Origin of the sequence: Adlercreutzia muris (assembly GCF_041223505.1) — a bacterium.
Classification (GTDB): Bacteria; Actinomycetota; Coriobacteriia; order Coriobacteriales; family Eggerthellaceae; genus Adlercreutzia; species Adlercreutzia muris.
This window is the reverse complement of the sequence record NZ_JBCLQK010000016.1, coordinates 15,354-39,593: the sequence shown is the minus strand read 5'-3', so window position 1 is coordinate 39,593 and position 24,240 is coordinate 15,354. Positions and strand designations below refer to the sequence as shown.

The window sequence follows — 24,240 nt, the reverse complement described above, 5'->3', positions numbered from 1 at the left end:
GACTGGAACGAGTTCCACATGCCAACCCGGTACAGACAGTGAATAATGCTAAGAGCACACTTTTTGAGCCTTAACCCAAGGAGTGACGGACGGTGTTTGGCCAAAGAAGAAGCCGGGCCACCTGTCGAAAGTAAACCCGGCTTAATCAAATAACCGACGCCGCCCGGCAGAACGGGGCACCGTCTGTTCGCATTATAGCATGGTGGCCGCGGCAGCACAGCCCCTGTTTTTGGTTCGGAGGGAAAGCATCATGGGCAGCAAGAAGCGCTCGGCATGGCAGAAGCAGAAGGCACAATTCGCCGCATCGCTCGGCGAGGGCGACTTGTTCGCGGAACTCGGCCTCGGGGACGATTCCGGCCGCGACCCTTTCGCCCGCGAATCGGCTGCCCGCGCCGCGCGCGACGAAGCTCACGAGGCAGCCTTGCGCCGCAGGGCCTGCGAGCGCAAGAACCGCTACGCCAGCCGCTACGAGGCGGAGCTCACCGCTGCCGAATGCGCCGAGCACGGTGCCCCGCCCCTGCACGTGTACCAGTGCCCCTACTGCAACGGCTGGCACCTCACCTCCAAGCCCGAGCGGTAGGAGGCGGGTTGAGTGATCGCCCCATCTTCGTATTGCCATGCAAATTCCAAGGTGATATCATCGATATCACCTAATGAATCGAGGTACAGCATGGCAGATATTCTCATTCGCGATCTTGACGATGCCACGAAGCGGAGGCTGAAAGAGCAGGCATTGCGGCACGGTCGCTCGCAGCAAGGCGAGGCCCGGGCTATTCTCCAGGCATCGCTTCAGGATTCAGGATCTACGGGTTGGGTGGGGCGCCTGCGGAATGCCGCCCAAGCGGCGGGTGGCATCGATCTGGAAGAGCCGATACGCCATCCCGCGCGGGAAATCGACGTGCGGGGGTGGCTGTGAACTTCATCGCCGACACCAACGTCGTATCCGAGCTCATGCGGCCCCAGCCGAACGATAACGTGATCGATTGGTTCTACGACCATGAAGGCTGCGTATATCTGACGTCGATTACCGTGAAGGAACTGTACTTCGGCATGTTGCGCCTGCCGGAGGGAAAGCGGAAAGACCGTCTGCGGCAGGCGATTACGGGCATTGTGATGGACTGTTCCGACAAGACGTATTCGTTCGATGCCTTTAGCGGATATTTGTGCGCCGAGCTGCACGAGAAGGCACTGTCCCAGGGGCGCACACCTACCATCGAGGACTTGATGATCGCCGCTATCTGCAAGCGCAACGACTGCGTGCTCGCGACACGCAACGTGAAGGACTTCGACTACCTGGACATCGACCTGGTCAACCCCTTCGAAGGGTAGAAAGGAAGAACGGCTGGCACCTCACCTCCAAGCCCGAGCGGTAGCGGAGAAAAGCCTCAACAAAATGTAGCGACGAGGGGAATCAGAACGAAGGGCCGCTGCGTTGGGTAGCAGCGGCCCTTCGTGAGGGGAGGGTGTGGGTAGGGCCTGGGAGAGCGAGCTAGGCGCGCGCGTCCAGGGCGGCAGCGTTGCGACCGGCTTTGCGGCCCCAGTGAACCGTGCCGAGCACGGCCCAGCCGCAACCGGGGTAGAACGGCCCAGTGAACATGCCCGAGGCGATCTGCCCGGCGGCGAAGAGGCGCTCGATGGGCTCGCCGGCTGTGTTCAGCACGCGCGTCTCGATGTCGGTGCGCAGGCCGCCGCAGGCGCCAAGCGGGTTCTGTACGATCCGGATTGCGTAGAACGGGCCATTCTCGATGGGGCCGAAGTCGGTACGACGGTCGAAATCGGGATCGAAGCCCTCCTTTGAGTACTCGTTCCACTTCTCCACCGTGCGCTTGAGGTTATCGGCAGGCAGCTCGGCCGCGGCGGCGAGCTCGTCCAGCGTGTCGGCGACCTTCACGAAACGGCTCTCGGTATCCTGCTCGATCATCCACTGCACGACGCGCTCCATGTAGTCGGTTTGGTTGGAGTCGACGATACACCAGATCTTGCAATCGGGGCCGCCGCCCATCTTAGCGTTCTCGAAGTACTGCATGGTGCTGATGTAGCCCCAGTCAGCATCTTCCTGGACAAAGCGATTGCCGCGGGGGTTGACGATGATCGCGCCCTTGACCGGCGTGGACTTGTAGATGTTCTCGTCCTTGTTGCCGCGTCCTTCGCCTACCCCGCCGAAGTAGAGGGTGTCGAGCATGACGCAAGCTTCGCTGAGGGCCAGATCAGCGCCTACTTCCAGGCCCATGCGGATGCCATCGCCTGTGTTATAGGGGCTCGCGCCTACCTGGACCGGGGCTCCGTTCACCTCGCGCTGATACAGGCCCCAGTACTGCTGAGGGTTCATGGCACGGGCCATCTCCATGTTGTCGCCAATGGAGCAGGTGGCCAAAATGACGCCCTTGTTCGCCTTGAAGAAGGCATCGTCGGCGGTCTGCACACCCACGACCTCCTTGCCGTCCATGATGAGGTGCACCGCCTCGGTATTGGTCTTGACGGTGATGTTGTCGTAGGTGTTGGCCTTCTTCTGCAGGCAGCCGAAATGCGTCGCCGTGGGGTCGGTTTCCTCGCCGTGAATACTCGCTGTGAGAGCGTAGTAGTCCCAGTGAGAGCGCGGGTAGAACTCGTCGGTGTAGGCGTTGACCGGCGCCACGACGTCCACGGTTGCGTACACGCGGCCGCAGTCGTTCACGAGCCACTCGACGGCAGCAGCGCTTTCCATGCACATCTCGCGGATCATGTCCTCGTCACCGAAGCCCTGAGCGTAGGCAATTTGTTCCTCGGCGAATTTCTCGCCCGAGTCGTCGGTGCAACCCTCGAGCTCTGCCTGCTGGGGAGTGCCGGCGCCGAGGATCATGCCGTTCGACAGCGCGGTGTCGCCGCCGCAGGTGCCAGATTTCTCCAAGATGACCACACTGGCACCTGCCTCGGCGGCTTCGATGGCGGCGCAGAAGCCGGCCCCGCCGCCGCCGACTACGACGACATCGTACTCGTCAGTCCAATTCACATCGCTGGCGCTGGTGCCGGCAAGTTCTGTCGGCCCCGACTTAGTTTGAGGGGCGCAGCCGGCAAGACCGGCCACTACCGCGGCGCTCGCGCCAACGCATCCCAGTTTCAGGAAATCCCTTCGCTCCATGCTTTTCTCCTCCTTGTCGATTTGCGTCCCTTAGGGAACGGCCGCATTGTATGCAGAGGGAAAAGAGGGGTTCAAGAAAAGTATTTTTCAGAAGAATACGCAGTTCAAAGTCAGTTTTTCGAACAACTGAAAATAATTTTCAGGAGCCTTGGGGTGCTCCGAAGCAAAGCTGGCGCTATTATAGGGAGCACAGGGCGGGGGAAGTTTACGGGGGTGAAGCTGGGATGGGCAACTCCATGAGTATCAGCGAGTTTATTCGCAACGAGGAGGTTGCAGCTTTTGTGACGCGACATGTTGGCGAGCTCGTTTCCTGGGATCGGTTCCGGTGTCTTCCCATGCCAGCTGGACTGTCCTCCGAGACGATGTGGGAGGTTGTCGAATTCGTTCGCCTGGTGGGTATAGACGAGCAGATGCCCCTGAGCATCGTTCGCGATGGGTCTGTGGCGTCTAACTCCTGGTACAGCATTTCCTCGGAGATGAGCGCCGTGCTCGCGCGCTTGATGCACCGCGGCCGTACTGCTGGGACTCTTGATGCCCGCTTGGCTCAATATCGGAGCGCTTACGGGAAGTCTCCGTTTCTCGTGGCCGATCTTTCCGCTGCTGCGGCCCGCGATGGGGTTGAGATCGACCCCGATGCGGTAGTCGCTCTTGCGGCGGGGACGCGCACGCCTGCAACGCCGGCAGAGCGTCTGGCAGCAAACGCCCTCGCCGTTTTGCGGTCGCTCGACGAGTATTGCGACCGCGCCTTCGACGAGTCCCTCTACGGGGAGATCCAGTCTCGTCTTGATGAAGGCTGTGCGGCGTTTCCCTATCGGCCCATGCGCCGCCCGGAGACGAGTTATAACGTCTATGGAAGCGCCGATGGCAACGACCCGCTCTCACGCTACGACGCCGAGCAGAAGAGCTGGTGCCTCGAGCTGATCAGCACCCATGTGAACGAGGTATACCAGGGTCGCGCCGAAGGCATCGTGGCGGTCGTCATTGCCTGCGACCTCATTTGTGAGGAACTTCCCTTTCCTCGGTGGAACGGGTTCATGGAGATCATTCTGCGGCGCCTGTTCTTCGAGCGTATCGGCATGCGGGCGCTGGCCTTCGTGTCGTTCTCCCGGGCGCTGCTCGATTGGGAACTGGGGCTGTCCTCGGCCCAGGAGCTGCCCTTCGCCTTCGGGCAGGCCATTCTCCATAGTCGTTACGGCAACAATACGACGCCCTATCTGAGGCAGCTGCTGCAGTTTCTGGAACGCGGTCTCGATGACTTGGAGCGCGAGACCGACGCTATGGTAGCCCAGTTCGACCGGTGCCGCGCAGCGCTGGCGGCCGATACGCGGCTCAACCATCGCCAGCAGAGCTTGCTCATGGAGCTGGTTATGAACCCGTCGGGAAGCATCGACACGGCAACCTACGAGCGCCGCTATGGCGTCACGCTCGTCACTGCCCGCGCCGATTTGAAGAAGCTCGTGCAGATGGGCTTTCTCTCCCTTGCCGAAGTTGGCAAGAAGCAGGTGTTCTCGCCGGTTTCCCATATGGAAGATGTGGTGGCCGCTCGGTCGGGCCGCGCTTCTCTCGCCTAGCGTCTACTTTGCGGGGAACGAGTACACGTGGCCGCCGCCGTAGAACTTGCCGAGCAGGTACAGGTTGCTCGCCGATTCGCTGGCCAGGTATATCTCTCCGTCCACCTCATCGATACCCTCGGCCATGGGCGGCACCGTCAGCGTCTGCACGAGGGTCGCGTCGTCCAGGAAGTACAGCGGGCAGCGATGGCCGTCCACCAGGTAGCTTCCTCCTCGATGCGCGCGAGCTGGGTCGTAGATGCGCACTTCGGCATCGCCGAAACCCCAGGACAGGCTGAGCGCGATGTTGCCGTCGGGCGTCACGCATAGCCCCTGCACGTTGCCGGGAATGGAGTACACCGCCGCCGGATGCTCGCCGAAGCCGAAGGGCCCGTGGGCATGCGGAGCGTAGGCGTACACGAGAGCTGGGTTCGTCTCGCCAGAGGGACAGGTGAGCCAATGGCTCTTCGGCGTGGGATAGAACAGCCGATGCTGGAGCTCGCCGATGTAGAGCATGCCCTTCTGCACGTTCATGAACGCGGGCTCAAGGGGAATGGCCCGGCGGCCGGTGGCCTCAAGGGTATCGCCGTCGGCTGCGGTGGCCAGGGCGGCACGGTCGAGAACCACGAAGCCGTCGCGCACGGTAAGGAAGACGTGAGGGCCGGCAGCTGTGATGGCAGCGCCGTGCCCACGATAAAGCGATCCGTCGGGCAGGCGCACCTCGTGGCGCCGCACTTCGCCGCCCTCGCCCACCTGGAAGATGGGCGACGGCTTGCGGTTGGCCATGTATCCGCTGAACAACCATGTTTTCTCGTCGTCCAGATAGAAGAGATCCTGGGGCACGAAGCCGTGGTTGATGTCGGGAATCTTGAAGTGGCGCGTGGCCTCGCTGTAGAAGGGCTTGCAGGTAGCGCGCACGCGATGGCGCTTGGCGAGTACGGCGGCGAAGGCCACCGCGGCGCCTGCGACCGCAGCGCCAGCGCCGACGGCAATCTTCGCGGCCGCGGGCATGGTGGAGTGCTTCATGGCAACGCACCTCCTGGAGTAGACGGCAAGAGCGTCGGGTATGGGTCCCCGACGCTCCCATTGTCCCGCTTTCAATGCGAAGGGTGCGCGCTGCCGGGATGCTCGTTACGGGAGGGAAATCAAACTGACGTTCATTTGCGCTTATCGCCGAATAGCTATCAGTGCGCGCTCCAATGGCGGCAGGTGCTCCGTCACGCCCGGGCAGCTTCGAGGTTAAGGCTCAAAGGGGTTTCCAGGCTATTGTTTATTTGATCGGATGATCATTTGCGACTTATTTGCGCCTGGGGGACGGAGAAACAAATCAGGCCAGCTCGTTTTATCAAGCTGGCCTGGTGCTTTAAAGTGGTGCGGGCGAGAGGACTTGAACCTCCATGGGGTTGCCCCCATACGGACCTGAACCGTACGCGTCTGCCAATTCCGCCACGCCCGCAGGTGCTGCTTCGGTATCACCAAAAGAGCGTAGTAGATAATACCCGACTTAGGGGACCCGTGCAAGAATTTTTTTCGGGAAATGTCCGAATGCGCCTATTCCCCGCGCAGAATGGCGTCGGCGGTCTCGGCAAGGGCGGCATCGGTCTCGTCCTGTTGGCGGCGACAGGCCTTCTTCTCGTGGGCGATCTCGTCGCCGATGGTCTCGTGCTCGCTATGGTCGGCGCGGTACTCGCGGTCGCGCGCGGCGCGTGCTTCGTCGCCGATGTGATCCTCGACGTGTTTTTCCTTCTGCTCTTCATGCTGGGCAAACGTTTGCTGGCTCATGGGAGTTCCTTTTCCGGGCAATGCCAAACGGGTTTCTGTGTCACTTAGATGCCGCTCATTGTGGGCCATAGGAGGCGGCTTCTCCGCGCTTCGCCCCAAGCGTCAACGAATTGCAACGACTCCGAAAGGTCGAGTGCGTCGCATGTTTGCTGATGGCCGGGGGGGGCGCCAAGTCGGCTCTGCAGATCCGCGATGCGGGAAACGCCCGCTGATTCGGGTCGCGAGTTTCTGAAGTGCCTGATTTTGAGCAGCAAACTCCGCGAAGTAGATTCGAACGCGCAGTTTCGGGGTGTAGTGAGGGCAAAAAGCAACGGAAATGCGGTCTTTCTAGGCGAGACCGATGTGATGGAGTCTATTTCGCGGAGTTTGCTGCACAAAAAGGCCCATTACGGAAACAGGCTTCCTCGGGCTCACGGCGGAAGGGTGCAGTGTGCTTTCCGCTGTTCCCGTTAAATTCGTCCAAAAGCGGGGAGGGCCGTTGGCTGAAACGAAATCTCCGGCCCCCTGCGTCTTCCGGCTTCGGCGGCTATAATAGCGAGGATTGAAGCACAAATCGATGGAGTGCAGACGCAGGCGCACGAGGAAAGGACGCGACCATGGCAGAGGCAACCCCGGTAGTGGGCATCATTATGGGATCGGAATCGGATATGCCGGCCATGGAGCCGTGCATGGCCCAGCTGGACGCCATGGGCGTGCCCTACGAGGTGAAGGTGGCCAGCGCCCACCGCAAGCCGGCCGTGGTGCACGAGTGGGCCGAAACCGCCGTCGAGCGCGGCATCAAGGTGATCATCGCCGCCGCCGGCAAGGCCGCGCACCTGGGCGGCGTGGTGGCCGCCTTCACGCCGCTGCCGGTCATCGCCGTGCCCATGAAGACGAGCGATTTGGGCGGCCTGGACTCGCTGCTGTCCATGGTGCAGATGCCCTCGGGCGTGCCCGTGGCCTGCGTGGCCATCAACGGCGCGAAGAACGCCGCCATCCTGGCCGTGCAGATGATGGGCACGAACGATCCGGCCATGCTGCAGAAGGTGGCCGACCTGAAGGCGGAGATGGCCTCGTAGCTGAATGGGGCCCTTCTGCGCAACAAATTACGGTAAGTAGACAGCGGGGAAGGGCTTGGGGCCGAAAAGGGCGTCAAAACGCGCAATCTGCGCCTCTTTCGAGGTTTCGGCTGGAAGAAGCATCTACCTGGCGAAGTTTGTTGCGCAAAAACGGGCGAGAAGGAAACCGACCGCGCAAATGGGGATGGAAACGAGCTTATGAAGAAACTTCTGATGGGCAACGAGGCATTTGCCCATGCGGCCCTAGAGGCCGGGGTGAACGTGGTGGCGGGTTATCCCGGCACGCCGTCGTCCGAGCTGGTGGAAACCGTGGCGAAGCTGCATGGGTCCGGCGCGGCCCGGGACGTGCATGTGGAATGGTCTACCAACGAGAAGGCGGCCCTGGAAATGCTCGCGGGCGCGTCCTACTGCGGGGCCCGGGTGCTGTTCACCTGCAAGCAGGTGGGGCTGAACGTGGCCTCAGATGCTCTCATGTCCCTGAACTACGTGGGGGTGGGCGGCGGCTGCGTGCTGTTTGTGGCCGACGATCCGGGTCCCATCTCGTCCCAGACCGAGCAGGACACGCGCCGCTTCGGGGCCTTCGCGAAGGTGCCCGTGCTCGACCCGGCCACCCCTGAGCAGGGCTTTGCCATGATGGGCGCGGCCTTCGACTTGTCGGAGCGCTACCACACGCCGGTCATCGTGCGTCCCACCACGCGCATCAACCATGCGTCCACGTTTTTCGAGGTGGCCGATGAGACCCACGGCCGCCCGCTGCCCGCCGAGGGCTTCCAGAAAGATCCGAAGTGGGTCATCTTCCCCAAGCGGGCCTTTGAGGGCCACGGCGAGATCAACCGCCGCCTGGCCCAAATTGCCTGGGACTACGCCTACGATCCGGCGCTGGCGCAGTTCAACGAGGTGCTTGAGGGGGGGGGAGAGGGAGCCGCCGCAGCCGCCTCCGTCGCGCCGACCGGCACGACCGATGCCGTGCAGCCCACCGGCGGGGAAGGAGCCGGCCGCACTTCCGCTGCCGGCCAGGTCGCAAGAAATGCGGCGCCTGCGGCGGCGGCCCCGGAAGCGGGCGCCTCGGGGGTTGAAGAGCCCCGCGTGGGCATTGTGGCCGGGGGCGTGTCGGTGGCCTATGCCCGCGAGGCCCTGGCGCTTTTGGAGCGGCAGGCCGCTCGGGCGGGCATTTCCGTGCCCCGTTACCGCTTCTTCGCCGTGGGCACGCCCTATCCCTTCCCCGTGGAAACGGCCGCGGCTTTTGCGGAGGGGCTCACCGATGTGATTGTCTTCGAAGAGCTCGATTCCGTGCTGGAAGAGGAGATGCAGAAGCTGGCCGGCGTGCGCCACCTGCCCCTGCGGGTGCACGGCAAGCTGACCGGTGCCGCCAACGACCGCGGCGGGAACACCGCCGAGAACATCGCCGGCCGCCTGGGACGGTTCTTCGACCGAACGCGGGCTGCCCTTCCAATTCCGCCGCACGAGGACGGAGGCGCCTCCACGTGCTCAAACAAGTCCTCGCTTTCGGAAAAAATGGGATCAGAAGTGTATCCCATTTTTTCCGAGTCTGCGGAATCTGCGCGCGAGGAGGTGCCTCCGTCCTCGCGCTACTCGTCTGAGGTCGAAGGGACTGATTCCCTCGCCGCCCTCGCGGCCCGCGCCATCGGCGCCAACGCCCTCAGCTACGACGGCCCCTTGCCCGTGCGACCTCCCGTGCTGTGCGCGGGATGCCCCCATCGCGGCAGTTTCTACGCCGTGAAGCAGGCGCTCAAGGGCCGCGAGGCAGTGCTGTGCGGCGACATCGGCTGTTACACCCTCGGCAATGCCAAGCCCCTCGATGCCGTGGACACCTGCCTGTGCATGGGCGCCGGCATCACCATGGCCCAGGGCTTCTCGGTGGTGGAGCCCCATAAGAAGTCGGTGGCCTTCGTGGGCGACTCCACGTTCTTCGCCAGCGCGCTCACGGGCATTGCGAATGCCGTGTACAACGGCCACGATGTCACCTTCGCCATTCTGGACAACGCCACCACGGCCATGACGGGCAGCCAGCCTCACCCGGGCACCGGCGTCACGCTCATGGGCGAGAAGCGGCGGCCCATTGTGATCGAGGAGGTGCTGCACGGCTTGGGCGTCCAGCACATCGGGTTCGCGAATCCGCACAGCGTGGAGATGTCCGTGGCGGCGGCCCGCGCGGCCGTCGATTACGACGGGCCCTCGGCCATCATCTTCCGCGCTCCGTGCATTCAGCTGAAGAAGCCGGCGGAGCCGGTGCGCATTAGCACCGAGCTTTGCGCCGGTTGCAAGAAGTGCATCACCTCCATCGGCTGTCCCGGCATCGGCTTCGACGAGGGGCTGCGCGGTCCGAAGTCGGGCGAGCGCGGCCAGGCCTTCGTGGATGGCAGCCTGTGCGACGGCTGTGCCCTGTGCGTGCAGGTGTGTCCCTTCGGCGCCATCGAGGGGGCCGTGGGCTTCGGCGGTGCGGCGGCCATGGAGCCGGCCAGATACACCCCGAATCCCGAGCCGTTCCAGACGGGGGAAATCCCCGTGGTGCTTGCCGACGAGCGGAACGATTTCCAAGAGACGGAATTGCGCGGCGAGCTTGACCAGACGTCCGACGAGGCCCTGGGCGCGGCGGAAGGCTCGGTGGAGGAAGGGGATGCCCGATGATCGACATTCTGCTGGCGGGTGTGGGCGGCCAGGGCACGGTGCTGGCCGCGAAGGTGCTGGCCCAGGCGGCGCAATCGAGGGGCTGGCAGGTGCGCACGGCCGAGACCATCGGCATGGCCCAGCGCGGCGGCAACGTGACGAGCCATGTGCGCATGGGCTCAGGTGGCGAAGAGGTGTTCTCGCCGCTCATCACGCCAGGCACGGCCGACATGGTCATTGCCCTGGAGCCCGGCGAAGCGGCCCGGGCGCTGCCGTTCCTGGCTCCGGGCGGCGTGCTCGTGACGGCTACCACGGCCATCCAACCCGTGACCGCGGCCCTGGCCGGTGAGCCCTACCGCGCTGGCGATGTGGTGGCGGCCCTGGCGAACTCGCTTCAGGCCGAGGCCCCGCGTGAACAGGCAGCCGCCGCCGATGCGGCCGATGAGGCGGCTGCGAGCCTCGACGCCGCCGATGGGGCGATCGCCATAAAGGACACCCAAGCTCCCGGCGTGGACGGTTATCCCGTGCCTCTCTTCATCCCCGTGGACGACGAGGCGCTCGTGGCGCACCTTGGCGCCGGCTCCCGCAAGTCGCTCAACATGATGCTGCTCGCCGTGGCCGTGGCCCAGGGCCGCATCCCCCTTACCGTGGCCGAGCTGAAGGCAGCCGTGCAAGCCTGCGTGAAGCCCCAGTTCGTCGCCATGAACCTCGAAGCCATCGACCACGCCGCCGACGCCTACGGGTAGGATCTACTCGAACGTCTCCTGCAGCGTCAGAACATCGACACCTATAGCCTCGTCGAGCATCGAGGGTTTCCAGCGGAGCTCTCGGCCCAAAATCTTGTGTGCACTGCATCGGCTGTCTATAGAGAATCCGAAAAAGAAACTCCAATTTGGGAGAAAAATTCGCGAAAAAAATCTCCCAAAACGGAGATTTTTTTTATGCAGGTATGCTGCGGTGCTTCTCGCCGAACAGTGCCAAACTGCGCCCTTTCTGACGAATTAAGGGCAGCTGTCAAGGGACGGACCCCGTGCATCATCGCGCTTTTTGACGATGGTGCTGAACGGGGATTTTATCAAAATCATACCTTTCGGATGAGCGCTTGGGGGCAGATCACCGCTTTCGTGAGACTGACGGCGGTACCCAGAGACCCTAGGATGCAAGGGTACCCGAATCGGCAGGGACGCCGGTTCGCCGAAAGGAGGAATTTCATGGGAGACAACAAGGGAATGGATCGCCGCGGCTTTCTGAAGACCGCTGCATTTTCAAGTCTGGCGCTGGGCGGGGCTGCGGCCCTGGCCGGCTGCGCCCCGGCGGCGGGCACCGATGGCGGCGCCGCGCTGAGCAGCACCGGCGACATTGCCTGGGATAAGGAAGTGGACGTGCTCGTTCTGGGCTCCGGCACGGGCGCGTTCGCCGCGCTGGTGGCCGCGGCCAAGGGCGCAGGCTCGGTGTGCCTGGTGGAGAAGGGCACCATGTGGGGCGGCACGGCGGCCACCTCGGGCGGCGGCTTGGCCGTACCCCTGACCTACGCTGCCGCAGATGCGGGCGTCTCCGACAGCAAGGAGGAGATCGTCAAGTACTTCAAGAACGCCTCCGATGGCCGCGTTGACGAGGCCGTGCTGAACTCCTTCATCGACAACGGCAGCGACTTCATCGATTGGATCTCCGAGGAGATGGGCTGGAAGTTCGTGGCCTCCCCGCTGTTCGGCGACTACTACGAGCCCATGGAGGGCTGGATTCCCATGGGTCGCGGCAGCCTGGGCGCGGCCAACGCCGACGGCCCCATGATCGCCTCCCAAATGTGGGAGGAAATGAAGGCGAAGATGGAGGGCTACGGCGTCGAGATTCTCATGGATACCGAGGCTACCGAGCTCATTACCGATGGCGCGGGCGCGGTGCTCGGCGCGGTTTGCGGCGACCAGAACATCAAGGCCGGCTCGGTCATCGTGGCCACGGGCGGCTTCGACCACAACGATGAGATGCGCGCGAAGTACCACCCCTTCAAGATCATGGCCACCAATGCCGTGCCCACCAACACCGGCGACGGCCAGCTCATGGGCATGGCCATCGGCGCCAATGTGTCCTACATGGACCGCTGCTGGGGCGCCCCGGCCATCCTCACCACGGGCGACGACCCGGCCACGCTCATCGCCGAGGGCACCATTGCCCAGGAGATCGCCGGTACCGACTGGGCCATGTACCGCGGCCTGCCCGGTGCTGTGGTCGTGAACAAGAAGGGTCGTCGCATCGGCAACGAGGCCGGCCCCTACGACCTGTTCAACCAGGCTTTCGCCTACTATGACACCGGCGAGCCGGGCCATGTGAACATCCCCGCCTACTTCATCTGCGATGCCGCCTGCTGGGCCACCTATTCTCTGCCGGGGCACACCGTGGGCGCCGTGGGCGAAGGCGACGGCAGCTACTTCGACGAGACCTACGGCGGCGAGGCCACCGATCCCGCCGAGGTGCCCGCCCACTTCGTGCAGGCCGACACCTTGGAAGAGCTGGCCGGAAAGCTGGGCATCGACCCGGCCGGCCTGACCGCCGAGATTGCTGCCTTCAACGAGAACGCCGTCAAGGGCACAGACCCGGTGTACCACCGCGGCGAGAAACACCTGGACATCAACACCACGGGCGTCATGGCCGGTAGCCGTACCGACCTGGCCAACCCGGTGCTCGCGCCTCTGGCCACCGGCCCGTTCTACGGCGCCATCTACGTGCCGGGCACCTGCGGCACGGCCGGCGGCCTCACCATTAACGAGAATGCCCAGGTCGTAAACACGGCCGGCGAGCCCATCGAGCACCTGTACTCCGTGGGCAACTGCTCTTCAGGCGTGTCCGGCGGCACCTACGTGCACGGCGGCATCAGCCTGGGTTCCGGCGGCGTTATGAGCTGGGTGGCCGTGAACCACGCGATGGGCGCCACTGCCTAAGTGCTTCTGTCGCGGGTCGGCGCCGGCCCCCCTCCCACCGTTGTCGACCCCTCTTTCATAGATCGGCCCCGCTTTTGCGGGGCCGATCTGCATAACGGGCCCTGCGCCTGATGCGCCCTTTGCCCAAGGGGCGCATCAGGCGCAGGGCCCCAGTCCGCGGGGTGCTTCGGCCGCGAGGCCCCGGCCCAAGGGACGCCTTCGGGTTCGGGCCCCGGTCTGAGGGACTCTTTGGGCTCAGACCCCTGAGAGGCGCTCCCCCGAAATCCCCCGCATCCAAAGGGTCGCTCTCTACCCTTCTGGCAGGTGACGCTTGAAGTAGTCGATGAGCTCCTGCTTGGAATGGACGCCCAGCTTCGCGTAGATGCGCTTGGCGTGGGTGCGGGCCGTGCCCTCGGAGATGAACAGCTCCTGCTGCACGATGCGCAGGGAGCGGCCCTCTAGCAGCAGGGCCGTCACCTCGGTCTCTCGCTTGGTGAGCCCGGCTTCCTGCGCCACCTCTTCCAAGGCCGTCTCCCGCCCCATGCTGGCTGTGCGACCCAAGGTATTGATCCACACACCGGAGAAGGCGAAGAACCCTACCAGGGTCAGCAGGCAGACGAAGGACGACAGGTCTACGAGCAGGGCTTCGGGGATCAGGGGGAACTGGTCGCGGACAAGGGTTCCCGCCACGATGCCGAAGCCCCAGCTAAAGTTCAGCAGGGCGAAGTAGCTGGCCTTGCGCAGGTCTATGCCGAAGGCGGTTACGACACCGAGCATGATGAACAGCAGCTGGGAGATGAGAAACAAGGGCGCGGGGTGCGCAAACAGCTGACCGGGGGATGTGGCCATGGACACCGTGCCGAGGGCCACCACCAGGCCCGTCGCGGCGCCGGTTAGGCAGGGCGCGATGCTCGGGGGCGACAGGCGCACTTTCTTGGGCAGAGGTCCGAGGCGCTTGCAGGACGGCGCGGGCGTATTCGTGCCGAAGAGCATGGCCAGGGGCGCCATAACGACGAGGAAGTCGTAGACGGGCCGGGGGACGAGCAAGAGCACCAGGTTCAACAGATAGAACAGCAGCAATGAGCCCGAAAGCGCCACAGACAGGGTGGAGAAATCATCGCACTTCGCGAGGGTTTCCAAGCGCAGCAGGGCCGCAAAACCGCACAGCACGGCCAGGCCCAGAACCAGGGCCGAATGGGCGAACTCCGGGGCGGCGGGCAGCTGGGGCAGCAAGGTGAGCCCAAGCCCCACGGCCACGGCTGCCAAGGCGGTTCCCACGCGCAGTGCCCGGGGGATGCGATCCCATCGGGCCCAGGTGATGCCAACGACGAGGGCGCCGCTGAGCACGAAGCTCGGCAGCGCCAGCATGGCCGGTTCGATGAAGGACGCGGTGAAGAGGCTGTCGTAGTTTGCTTGGTGCAGCCATAGCCAGATAATGGCATCAGCCAGGGCGATTTTCGCCGCCTGCATGCGGTTGACCCCGTGGGCCCGTAGGTTGATTTGCATCGTCCCCTCCCTTGAAATCAGCAAATCATATCTTTTGGACGAGGGAAAACGCTGAAGTACCCGCTTTCGTGAGACAGACATTTTCCGGCCCGCTGGATATGCTTCCAATAGGTTCGGTCCTGGGTCTCAGCAGTATGTTTGTGGAAGAAGATAGTGCGAAAAACCTGGGGCCGAGCCTATCCGTTGGAGGATTCTTTGTCAAGAAAGGGGATATGCTATGAGACAACTCCCATCGCAGCTCTCGCGCCGCTCGTTCGTGGCCGCCGGAGCCTGCGCTACGGTGGCCTCCCTCGGCGTTCTGGCCGGATGCGCCACCGAGACGGCTGCCGCACCGGAGCCGAAGGAGGAGACGCCCGAGGCGCCCGAGCCCGCGGCCGAACCTGCGGCCGATCTGGCCGATACCGGGGAGGAGAACGTCATCTACATCGTGGACCGTCTGGTGGCCAAACCCGGCGACGGCAAGGCCGTGCTGGACGACTTCATGGCCAACATGAAGCCGCTCATCGAGGGCGCGGGCTGGACGCTCAAGCGCGTCACGGTGTCGCCGGCCATGTGGCTCGACACCGATTCCAACATCATCGAGATCGAATGGACCATGGCCGATATCGTGCAGGCGGCCTGGGCCTACTCCTCGGGTACGCGCTACAACCCCGAGTACGTCCAGTGGTGGGCGACCATGAGCGATCGCCTGGTGTCCAACGACCGCGTCTACTCGGCTCCCGAAGGCTACATGGAGGTGCTCAACAATGTTTAATGCGGTATTTTCGGTGACCCTCGCCGAGGGAGCCAACGCCGAGCAGTACGTGGCCGACGCCAAGGCGGCCGCCGAGGCCGTGAGCCCGGTGTTCCTGGCCGATATGGTGCTCGAGCCGCCCATGCCCGGCGGCAACTTCTTCTGCGAAGTGGGCTTTGCCGACCAGGCCGCCTACGAGGAGGCCAAGGGCGGCGAGGCCTGGAGTGCACTCACGGCGCTCATGAACGACAGCACGTCGGTGGCCAACTGCGAGTTCATCGCCTTCGGCGAGGGCACCCTCACCCTTCAGGAGAAGGAGAAATCCACCTGCCATCGCGTGCTGTTCTTCAGCATTCGCGAGGGGGCCGATCCGGCCATGGTGGAGAAGATGGAGGCTCACATGAACGATATGTGCGCCCATGTGCCCGGCCTGCGCAACTGCAAGTTCGCCCCGGTGGTGGAAAGCTCCGGCACCGATGAGTGGGCCTACGCCTACGAGTGCGACTTCGACGAGCCCATGACCTTCTTGGGCAAGTACATGTCCACGCCGTTCCACTTCCTCTATATCGACAAGTTCTTCGAGCCGGCTTGCGGCGAGTGGGTGGCCAACCCCAACTTGTGCACCCCCTATCTCGCCCAGGAGAAGCCCTTCCTGGCGAGCTTCGAGTAGCCGAGCCGACGCCTCTCTCCCGCGGCCGCCGGAGTCCCTCCCCTCCGGCGGCCGCTGTGCGCATTCTCCGGGATGTTCCCCTCTCGTTCTTTCCGCTCGCCACCTCGCCGTTCATACCGGCGTGATTGTCTTGATTCACAGGCGCTAACTGTTACGAATTTGTTAGAATGAGGCATACTTAAGATAACTGTGCCCAAGGAGAGACGCGCACCTATGGAAATGACGACCGAACAGCTCGACCTCATTACCTGCGAGCTGGCCACTATCAAGGAACGCTCGCCGTTCTACGCGAAGAAGTTCGAAGGTATCGACGTGGCCGACGTGCGCACCCAGGCCGATTTCGAGAAGCTTCCCTTCTCCGAGAAGGACGACCTGCGCCAGGTGTATCCGTTGGGGCTGCAGGCTGTGCCCGATGAGGAAGTGGTGCGCATCCACAGCTCCTCGGGCACCACGGGCACGCCCGTCATCATCCCCTACACCCAGCAGGACGTCATCGACTGGGCCACCCAGTTCGCCCGCTGCTACGAGATGGCCGGCATCACGCCCCTCGACCGCATCCAGATCACCCCGGGCTACGGCCTGTGGACCGCCGGCATCGGCTTCCAGCTGGGTGCCGAGCGCCTGGGCGCCATGGCCATTCCCATGGGTCCGGGCAATACTGACAAGCAGCTCCAGATGATGCAGGACCTGAAATCCACGGTCATAACCGCCACTAGCTCCTACGCCCTGCTTTTGGCCGAGGAAATCTCCAAGCGCGGTCTGCGCGACAAGATCCACCTGAAGAAGGGCGTCATCGGGTCGGAGCGCTGGGGCGAGAAGATGCGCAACCGCATCCAAAACGAGCTGGGCATCGAGATTTACGACATCTACGGCCTCACCGAGGTGTACGGCCCCGGCATCGGTATCTCCTGCGATGCCCACGCCGGCATGCACATCTGGGACGACTTCGTCTACATCGAGATCGTGGATCCGGAAACCGGTGAGAACCTGCCCGACGGCGAGGTAGGCGAGCTGGTGCTTACTACGCTGCGCAAGCAAGGCGCCCCGCTCATCCGCTACCGCACCCACGACCTCACGCGCATCATTCCCGGCGACTGCTCCTGCGGCTGCCACCACCCGCGCATCGATACGCTCACGGGCCGCACCGACGACATGTTCAAGGTGAAGGGCTGCAATATGTTCCCGGCTCAGGTGGAGGAGGTCATCAAGGCCACCGACGGCACCAGCTCCGAGTACCAGGTGATGATCGAGGCCGTGAACGGCCACGACGTGCTCACCGTGCTGTTTGAGACGCCGCTTGAGGGCGAGGCGCTCGCCCGCTGCGAGGAGGAGCTTGCGCTCATCTTCAAGGCGAAGCTCGGCTGCACGCCCGAGGCCAAGGGCGTGGCCGTCGGCGAGCTGCCCCGGTCCGAGAAGAAGACCAAGCGCATTTTCGACAGCCGCTACTAACGAAAAGAGCGGAGAGGGGCTATGACGTTGAAACGCCATGGGGGGGGGTGCTCGTCCTCGCCGAGCAGCCTGCGGGATTCCCGCGGATTGGCCGGTGACGCCCCTGAGACCTCGGGGACGCACCAGCGCCCCATCGATAAGCGGGAGCTCGAATGCGAGAGCACGCGAGCGCGAAGCCCGGGATGGAAGGAGTTAACCATCGCTACGAGCTTGAACCATAGCAAGCAGACGATTCTCATCGTCGATGACTCGATGCTCAATCGAGCCCTGCTCGCCGACATGATCGGCGACGCCTATCGCATTATCGAGGCCGAGGACGGCAAGCAGGCCGTGGCCGCGCTGCAAAAGGAGGGCACGGGCATCTCGCTTGTGCTGCTCGACTACGTCATGCCCCAGATGAACGGCTTCGACGTGCTGGAGGTCATGAACCGCAACGGCTGGATCAAGGACATCCCGGTCATCATGGTGTCCGCCGAGTCCGATGCCGCCTACATCGAGCGGGCCTACGAGCTGGGTGTGACCGACTTCATCAACCGCCCCTACGACGTGAACATCGTGCGTCGCCGCGTCATGAACACCCTCATGCTGTACCAGAAGCAGCGCACGCTCATGGGTATGGTGGCCGATCAGGTCTACGAGCGCGAGAAGTCCAACAACCTCATGGTGTACATCCTGTCCCACATCGTAGAGTTCCGCAACGGCGAGAGCGGCATGCACGTGCTGAACGTGCAGGCCATGACCGAGATGATCCTCACCCAGCTCGTGGCCATGACCGATCAGTACCCGCTGACGACTGAGGATATCTCGCTTATCACCATGGCCTCGTCCCTGCACGACATCGGCAAGATCGCCATTCCCGAAGAGGTGCTGAACAAGCCGGGCCGCTTCACCGACGAGGAATTCGCCATCATGAAGACCCACTCCGCCGTGGGCAGCGATATGCTGGACGATTTGGAGCTGTACAAGGACGAGAAGCTCGTGAAGCTGGCCCGTGAGATTTGTCGCTGGCACCACGAGCGCTATGACGGCCGCGGCTATCCCGATGGCCTGGTAGGCGACGAGATTCCCATATCGGCCCAGGTGGTGGCCTTGGCCGATGTGTACGACGCTCTCACGAGCCAGCGCGTGTACAAGCCGCCCTTCAGCCACGAGGAGGCCCTGCGCATGATTCGTGATGGAGAATGCGGCGCCTTCAACCCGCTGATTCTCGAATGCCTGACAGCGGTGGCCGACGACCTGGAGAGCCGCCTGAATCGCGGCGTCACGGGCCGGGAGATCTCCGTGGAGAGCCTGCGCGTGGTGGATTCGGCCCGCGATGCCGGCGAGACCGAGGCCTCGAGCCGCACCCTGGAGCTGCTCGATTACGAGCGCATGAAGTACCACTTCTTCGCTTCCATGAGCAACGAGGTGCAGTTCGAATACACCGCCGAGCCCCCCATGATCGTGCTTTCCGATTGGGGCGACCGCAAACTCGGGCTGCCGGAGATCATCATGGATCCCTATCGCGACGAGGCCTTCTGCGCGGTATTCGGCGCCGATAACCTGCAAGCGCTGTGCCATCGCCTGCGCGCGACCACGGCGGAAGAGCCCCTTATCGATATGGAGATGGAAGCCACCGTGGGCGGCGAAACGCGCTGGCTCCACGTTCTGGCCCGGGCTTTGTGGTCCGACGAGAATCCCCCCACGTACTTGGGGTCTCTCGGCAAGTTCGTCGATATCGACGACCGCCAGGCCGAGCTTCACGACCTGCAGTTCAAGGCTTACCACGATCCTCTGACCGAGGTGGTGAACGGGGCGTTTGCCCGCAAGGTCATCACCGAGCGCCTGGGCGCGGAAGGCGAGTGCGACCGCCATGATGATCGGCACGTGCTCATCGTATGCGACCTGGACTTCTTCAAGCAGGCTAACGACGCCCACGGCCATCAGTTCGGTGATCGGGTGCTCCAGCACTTCGCCGACCGCCTGCGGGACAGCGTGCGCAGCGATGACGTGGTGGCCCGCGTGGGCGGCGATGAGTTCCTGCTGTGCATGGGCTGCTCGGTGGACCCGCGTCCCCTCGTGGAGCGCATCCATCGGTCCTTGGAAGGGGAGTTCGAGGGCTTCCCGCTGTCGGTGTCCATGGGCGTGGCCACCACCGATGGCGGCGTGCGCGACTACGACGAGCTGTTCCGCCGCGCCGATGTGGCCCTCTACCACAAGAAGCGCGATGGTCGTGGCGGCTACGTCTTCTACGACGATTTGAGTGACCAAGAGCGGGCGTTCTCTCTCGATGAGCCCTGCACGGCACTTTCGGGCATAGACAGAAACGATTCAGACCAGTAGACTGCTGGGGAGGGTCACGTTAAAGGAGAACATCATGTCTTTGGAAATTGCCTATGCTGCCATGGGCGGCGATCTGGAAACCGTGCGCGGCCGATTGCTGACCGACGAGCGCATCGAGAAGTTCGCGAAGATCTTCTTGCAGGACACCTCCCTGCAAACGCTGGAGAATGCCCTGGAAGCCGGTGATTTCCCCGAGGCCTACCGCGGTGCCCACACTCTGAAGGGCGTGAGCCGCGATCTGGGCTTCACCCCGCTGTACGAGGCCTCCTGTGCCCTGTCCGACGCTCTGCGTCTGGACGATGCCGGCACCCCCGCCGACCTGGCCGCCGTGCCCGAGCTGCTGCCGGCAGTACGCACAGCCCACAGCCTCGTGGTGGATTCCATCGCCATTATATAAGTAGGGAGGGCATCGCAAGGGTCCGCGCCGACGCCGGCGGGGCCGTGGAGGCACGAGGCCGAGGAAGCCGCAGCACGACTTCCGAAAGGAACTGAGACGAATGACTGGAACTGACAACAAAGTAAGACGCGGGCGCATTATCGTGATCCTGGCCGCCCTGGCCGTGGTCATTGCCGCATTCGTCCTGTTCACCTCTATGAATAACGAGCGCATTTCCGAGCAGAACGCCAAGTACCTCCAGGGATCTACCGAGCAGTCGGCCCGCCGCATCAACGAGTGGATGACCGACTCGCAGACCGAGGTGAAGCTGCTGGCCTCCATGTACGAGAGCACGCTTGAGAGCGTGGAGGATATCGACGTCGACAGCATCAAGCAGCTGGCCGACTACACGAAGTTCGACTACACGACCATTTCCCTGGCCGGCGGCCGAACCTTCGACAACACGGGGAAAGAGGGCGACGCCTCCGACCGCGAGTACTATCTGCAGGGCATGGAGGGCGCTTCGGGGGTGTGCGCCACCGACCACTCTCTGTTCTATGACGATCTGTCCGTGATCTTCTACACGCCCCTGTACTTCCAGGGCGAGGTAGTCGGCGTCATCAGCGGCGCCTACCGCGAGGGCTCCATGGAGGAGTTCCTGCGCACCTACATCTTCGACGAGCAGACCAATACCTACCTCGTCGACCGCGACGGCGCAGTGGTGGCCCATTCCTCCACCACCTACAGCAACAACGTGCGCAACGCCGTCGATCTGTACCTGGAAGGGGAGGGCTCGGGTAACATCTCACGCACCGAGCTGGAAGAGGCCTTCCGCAACGGCACCTCGGTCACCTTCAGCTACCAGGGCGATTCTGGCTCCGGCACGGCCTATGTGATGCAGGTGGCCAACTACGACTGGATGCTCATGCGCACCTTCCCCGCCTCCATCACCGACGCCATGCAGGCTCGCGCCAATCTGGCCGGCCTCATGCTGGTAGCCCTGGTGGGCGGTGCATTGGCCCTGGTGGCGGGCTTCCTGCTCGTGCAGACTATGCGCCAGCGCCGTAAGCTCATCAGCGAGAGCGAGCATGTGACGAGCATCGTATACTCATCGCTGGCCCTGTTCCAGCGCTTCGCTGTGATCGATCTGGAGAACAACACCTACGAGTACCTGAAGGACGAGGGCATCAAGGACGATCTGCCCCGCAACGGCGAGTACCACATGTTCCGCTACTATTGGGAGACGCGCTTCTGCGACGATAGCGAGCGCGAGCGCATGAAGGCGGAGCTGACGCCCGAGTACGTCCGCGAGCATCTGACGCCCGAGGTGCCCTACCTACACTTCGAATATCGCCTTAAGGATCAGGAGACCGGCGAGGTGAAATGGAACCAGGCCTCCATGATCCCGCTGCAGCGCAACGGCTCCGGCGTGGTGACGAGCGTGCTCTTGTCAGTTCAGGACGTGACCGATGTGAAGGAGCGCGAGATCGCCCAGCACAACGCGCTGCAGGACGCTTTCAACGAGGCTGAGCGCGCCAGCCGCGCCAAGACCGACTTCCTGAACTCCATGAGCCACGATATTCGCACGCCCATGAACTCCATCATGGGGCTGACGGCCATTGCCTCCATGTACGTGAACGATCCGGAGCGGGTGAAGGACTGCCTCACGAAGATCACCACCTCGAGCCGGCATCTGCTGGGGCTCATCAACGAGGTGCTCGATATGGCGAAGATCGAGAGCGGCAATTTGGGCCTGTCCGAGGAGGACTTCGATCTGCCCGAGACCGTGGAGAGCCTGCTGTCCATCATGACGCCGCAGATCAACGACAAGAAGTTGAACCTGAAGGTGGAGATTGCCGACATCAAGCACGAGCATGTGGTGGGCGATCCCATGCGCCTGCAGCAGGTGTTCGTGAACATCATGGGCAACTCGGTGAAGTTCACCCCCGAGGGGGGCACCGTGAGCCTGCGCATCAAGGAGCTTCCCAGCCGGGTGAAGGGGTCGGGCTGCTACGAGTTCACCTTCTCCGATACGGGCTGCGGCATGTCCGAGGATTTCGTGAAGACGGTATTCGAGCCCTTCACGCGTGCCAACGATTCCCGCGTCACCAAAGTGGAGGGCACCGGCCTTGGCATGTCCATCGTGCGCTCGGTGGTGAACCTTATGAACGGCACTATCGACGTGAAGAGCAAGCTCGGCGAGGGCACCACCTTCACCGTGACCGTGTACATGAAGCTGCGCGACGGCGATGATCAGGACCTCACGCCCCTGGAGGGGCTGCGCGTGCTCGTGGCCGATGACGAGGAGGCGGCTGCCGAGAGCGCGTGCGAGGTGCTGCGCTCCATCGGCATGGAACCCGATTACGTGATGTCGGGCGACGACGCTGTGACCGCCGTGCGCGATGCCGAGAAGAACGGCCGCAGCTACGTGGCCATCATCCTGGATTGGAAGATGCCCGGCAAGAGCGGGATCGAAGCGGCCCAGGAGATCCGCGAGATCGTATCCGACGATATGCCCATCATCATTCTGTCGGCCTACGATTGGACTGCCGTGGAACAGGAGGCGCGCGCCGTGGGCGTGGACGCCTTCATTGCCAAGCCGCTGTTCCGCAGCCGCCTCGTCCATGTGATGAGGGGGCTGCTGGTGTCCGAGGAGGTCGAGCCGGCCAGTGAGTACGAGGTGCTCCAGCAGAGCGACTTCAGCGGACACCGGGTGCTCTTGACCGAGGATAACTCCATCGCCGCGGCCATCGCTCTGGATATCATGGGCATGACCGGCCTGGAAGTGGATCACGCCGAGAACGGCCGTGTTGCCGTGGAGATGCTCCTGCGTGCCGAGCCGGGCCATTACGACCTGGTGTTCATGGACATTCAGATGCCGGTGATGAACGGCTACCAGGCCGCGAGCGCCATCCGCGCCGCCGCTGAGGGAACGGGTCTCGACGGCGAGGCCATCGATCCCCGGCCCGATCTGGGCACCATTCCCGTGGTGGCGCTGACGGCTGATGCCTTCGCCGACGATGTGGCCCGGGCCCGGGCAGCGGGCATGAACGCCCATATGTCCAAGCCCATGGAAATCGAGCTGCTGGTGAAGACCTTGAAGGAGTGGCTGTAGGGCCATGGCTCATCTGCGTCGCCATAGCGCTCCGGTGGCCGCCGCTCTGGCGGCGCTGCTGCTGTGCGCGACGGCCCTCGCCGGTTGCGGCTCCGGCGGCGATGGCGGCGATGGCGGCGGGGGCGGCGGCACGCCGGCGGCCCCGGGCGCTTCGGAGCCGGCGGCCGAGGGCGACGGGGGCACTACGGCGGGCCCGGCCTTCATGGTCCCGGGCTCGGTGGCCCTCTCTGCCTTTCACGGAGACTTCGCCGAAACCGGCAACGGCTGCTCCATCGACGTTTCGGCGGTGGCCGACGGCTACGTGGGGGCGTCGGCCCAAAGCGATAGCCGGCTCAAGTTCCAGGTGAGCAAGGGCGAGGCCAGCTACAACTACGATCTGCCCAGCGATGGCACGCCCATCGTGGCGCCTCTCAACATGGGCAGCGGCTCCTACAGCTTCCGCGTCATGCAGAACACCTCGGGCAACAACTACGTCGAGCTGTTCGCCACCACGGCCGACGTGTCGCTGGCCAGCGAGCAGGCTCCCTTCCTCGTGCCCAATATGTTCGTGAACTACGACGAGTCCTCGGCGGTGGTGGCCAAGGCTCGCGAGCTGGCCCAGGGCGCCGCCAACCAGGGCGACGTGGTGCGCAACATCTACCAGTGGGTGGTGGCCAACATCTCCTACGACCATGATAAGGCCGCCGAGCTGGCCTCGGTTACCGGCTACGTGCCCGATCCCGACGCCACCTTGGCCGCGGGCACGGGCATCTGCTTCGATTACGCCTCGCTTGGTGCCGCCATGTTGCGCTCCCTGGGCATTCCCTGTCAGCTCATAACGGGCTACGTTGCTCCCGACGACATCTATCACGCTTGGAACATGGTATATATTGACGGAGAATGGGTGAGTGTGGAAATTAGCATACAACCGAACAGCTGGACCCGGGTGGATCTGACCTTCGCCGCCAGTGGCGCGAGCAGCACTATCGGCGACGGGACCGGCTATACCGACCGTTACACGTACTAGGGAGAGGCAAAA

The 24,240-nt window shown here is 63.6% G+C and carries 19 protein-coding genes and 1 tRNA gene; 15 read left to right on the top strand and 5 right to left on the bottom strand.

Translation table 11 applies throughout. From position 1 onward, the window contains the following. Positions 1 to 250: 250 nt before the first annotated feature. The 3 genes from AAK988_RS10970 to AAK988_RS10960 all read left to right on the top strand — a co-directional run bounded on the left by AAK988_RS10970 (position 251) and on the right by AAK988_RS10960 (position 1,329). Positions 251 to 580 (top strand): hypothetical protein, encoded by a 330-nt coding sequence (locus AAK988_RS10970; protein ID WP_257482491.1) that lies wholly within the window; start codon positions 251 to 253, stop codon positions 578 to 580. Positions 581 to 670: 90 nt separating this feature from the next. After that, a complete protein-coding gene (locus AAK988_RS10965; RefSeq protein WP_135970405.1) occupies positions 671 to 916 on the top strand; it encodes a FitA-like ribbon-helix-helix domain-containing protein in 246 nt (81 codons plus the stop codon). Further along, the gene (locus AAK988_RS10960) at positions 907 to 1,329 is read left to right on the top strand and encodes a type II toxin-antitoxin system VapC family toxin (RefSeq protein ID WP_151429766.1); all 423 of its coding nucleotides are present in this window, start codon (positions 907 to 909) and stop codon (positions 1,327 to 1,329) included. Before AAK988_RS10965 ends, AAK988_RS10960 begins: the two co-directional genes overlap by 10 nt. A 160-nt stretch (positions 1,330 to 1,489) precedes the next feature. On the opposite strand, the gene AAK988_RS10955 is transcribed toward AAK988_RS10960, so the two are convergent. Continuing rightward, positions 1,490 to 3,118 (bottom strand): FAD-dependent oxidoreductase, encoded by a 1,629-nt coding sequence (locus AAK988_RS10955; RefSeq protein ID WP_369873546.1) that lies wholly within the window; start codon positions 3,116 to 3,118, stop codon positions 1,490 to 1,492. Positions 3,119 to 3,699: 581 nt separating this feature from the next. Here AAK988_RS10955 and AAK988_RS10950 point away from each other — a divergent pair. Continuing rightward, a complete protein-coding gene (locus AAK988_RS10950; RefSeq protein ID WP_369880755.1) occupies positions 3,700 to 4,689 on the top strand; it encodes a Fic family protein in 990 nt (329 codons plus the stop codon). 3 nt (positions 4,690 to 4,692) lie between these two features. Here AAK988_RS10950 and AAK988_RS10945 read toward each other — a convergent pair whose 3' ends face one another. The 3 genes from AAK988_RS10945 to AAK988_RS10935 all read right to left on the bottom strand — a co-directional run bounded on the left by AAK988_RS10945 (position 4,693) and on the right by AAK988_RS10935 (position 6,450). After that, positions 4,693 to 5,694, bottom strand: a complete 1,002-nt coding sequence (locus AAK988_RS10945; protein WP_369873548.1) for a hypothetical protein — start codon at positions 5,692 to 5,694, stop codon at positions 4,693 to 4,695. 343 nt (positions 5,695 to 6,037) lie between these two features. Continuing rightward, positions 6,038 to 6,124: transfer RNA gene (locus AAK988_RS10940), tRNA-Leu, on the bottom strand. 95 nt (positions 6,125 to 6,219) lie between these two features. After that, positions 6,220 to 6,450 carry a hypothetical protein gene (locus AAK988_RS10935; protein WP_135970410.1) on the bottom strand — a complete coding sequence of 77 codons (231 nt, stop codon included), beginning with the start codon at positions 6,448 to 6,450 and terminating at the stop codon, positions 6,220 to 6,222. Between the two features lie 596 nt (positions 6,451 to 7,046). On the opposite strand from AAK988_RS10935, the gene purE reads away from it, so the two are divergent. From purE to AAK988_RS10915, 4 genes are all read left to right on the top strand, one after another. Beyond that, a complete protein-coding gene (gene purE, locus AAK988_RS10930; protein WP_028025975.1) occupies positions 7,047 to 7,508 on the top strand; it encodes a 5-(carboxyamino)imidazole ribonucleotide mutase in 462 nt (153 codons plus the stop codon). Positions 7,509 to 7,706: 198 nt separating this feature from the next. Further along, positions 7,707 to 10,157 carry a thiamine pyrophosphate-dependent enzyme gene (locus AAK988_RS10925; protein ID WP_369880754.1) on the top strand — a complete coding sequence of 817 codons (2,451 nt, stop codon included), beginning with the start codon at positions 7,707 to 7,709 and terminating at the stop codon, positions 10,155 to 10,157. Continuing rightward, positions 10,154 to 10,882, top strand: coding sequence for a 2-oxoacid:acceptor oxidoreductase family protein (locus tag AAK988_RS10920; protein WP_369880753.1), 729 nt, complete (start codon positions 10,154 to 10,156; stop codon positions 10,880 to 10,882). Before AAK988_RS10925 ends, AAK988_RS10920 begins: the two co-directional genes overlap by 4 nt. Positions 10,883 to 11,347: 465 nt before the next feature. Continuing rightward, positions 11,348 to 13,072, top strand: coding sequence for an FAD-dependent oxidoreductase (locus tag AAK988_RS10915; RefSeq protein WP_369880752.1), 1,725 nt, complete (start codon positions 11,348 to 11,350; stop codon positions 13,070 to 13,072). A gap of 288 nt (positions 13,073 to 13,360) precedes the next feature. On the opposite strand, the gene AAK988_RS10910 is transcribed toward AAK988_RS10915, so the two are convergent. After that, positions 13,361 to 14,557 (bottom strand): response regulator transcription factor, encoded by a 1,197-nt coding sequence (locus tag AAK988_RS10910; protein WP_369880751.1) that lies wholly within the window; start codon positions 14,555 to 14,557, stop codon positions 13,361 to 13,363. 217 nt (positions 14,558 to 14,774) lie between these two features. Here AAK988_RS10910 and AAK988_RS10905 point away from each other — a divergent pair, with 217 nt between their 5' ends. The 7 genes from AAK988_RS10905 to AAK988_RS10875 all read left to right on the top strand — a co-directional run bounded on the left by AAK988_RS10905 (position 14,775) and on the right by AAK988_RS10875 (position 24,228). Then, positions 14,775 to 15,311 (top strand): hypothetical protein, encoded by a 537-nt coding sequence (locus AAK988_RS10905; protein WP_369880750.1) that lies wholly within the window; start codon positions 14,775 to 14,777, stop codon positions 15,309 to 15,311. Next, positions 15,304 to 15,960 (top strand): antibiotic biosynthesis monooxygenase family protein, encoded by a 657-nt coding sequence (locus tag AAK988_RS10900; RefSeq protein ID WP_135970271.1) that lies wholly within the window; start codon positions 15,304 to 15,306, stop codon positions 15,958 to 15,960. The genes AAK988_RS10905 and AAK988_RS10900 overlap by 8 nt, the downstream gene beginning before the upstream one ends. A 213-nt stretch (positions 15,961 to 16,173) precedes the next feature. Then, a complete protein-coding gene (locus AAK988_RS10895) occupies positions 16,174 to 17,409 on the top strand; it encodes a phenylacetate--CoA ligase family protein (protein WP_369873552.1) in 1,236 nt (411 codons plus the stop codon). Between the two features lie 210 nt (positions 17,410 to 17,619). Continuing rightward, the gene (locus tag AAK988_RS10890) at positions 17,620 to 19,731 is read left to right on the top strand and encodes a bifunctional diguanylate cyclase/phosphohydrolase (protein WP_369873553.1); all 2,112 of its coding nucleotides are present in this window, start codon (positions 17,620 to 17,622) and stop codon (positions 19,729 to 19,731) included. Positions 19,732 to 19,765: 34 nt separating this feature from the next. After that, a complete protein-coding gene (locus AAK988_RS10885; RefSeq protein WP_151429777.1) occupies positions 19,766 to 20,128 on the top strand; it encodes an Hpt domain-containing protein in 363 nt (120 codons plus the stop codon). Between the two features lie 100 nt (positions 20,129 to 20,228). After that, positions 20,229 to 23,222: a hybrid sensor histidine kinase/response regulator gene (locus AAK988_RS10880; RefSeq protein ID WP_369880749.1), complete on the top strand. Its 2,994-nt coding sequence runs from the start codon at positions 20,229 to 20,231 to the stop codon at positions 23,220 to 23,222. Positions 23,223 to 23,226: 4 nt separating this feature from the next. Further along, entirely contained in the window at positions 23,227 to 24,228 is a 1,002-nt protein-coding gene (locus tag AAK988_RS10875; RefSeq protein WP_369880748.1) for a transglutaminase-like domain-containing protein, read from the top strand. Positions 24,229 to 24,240: the final 12 nt, after the last annotated feature.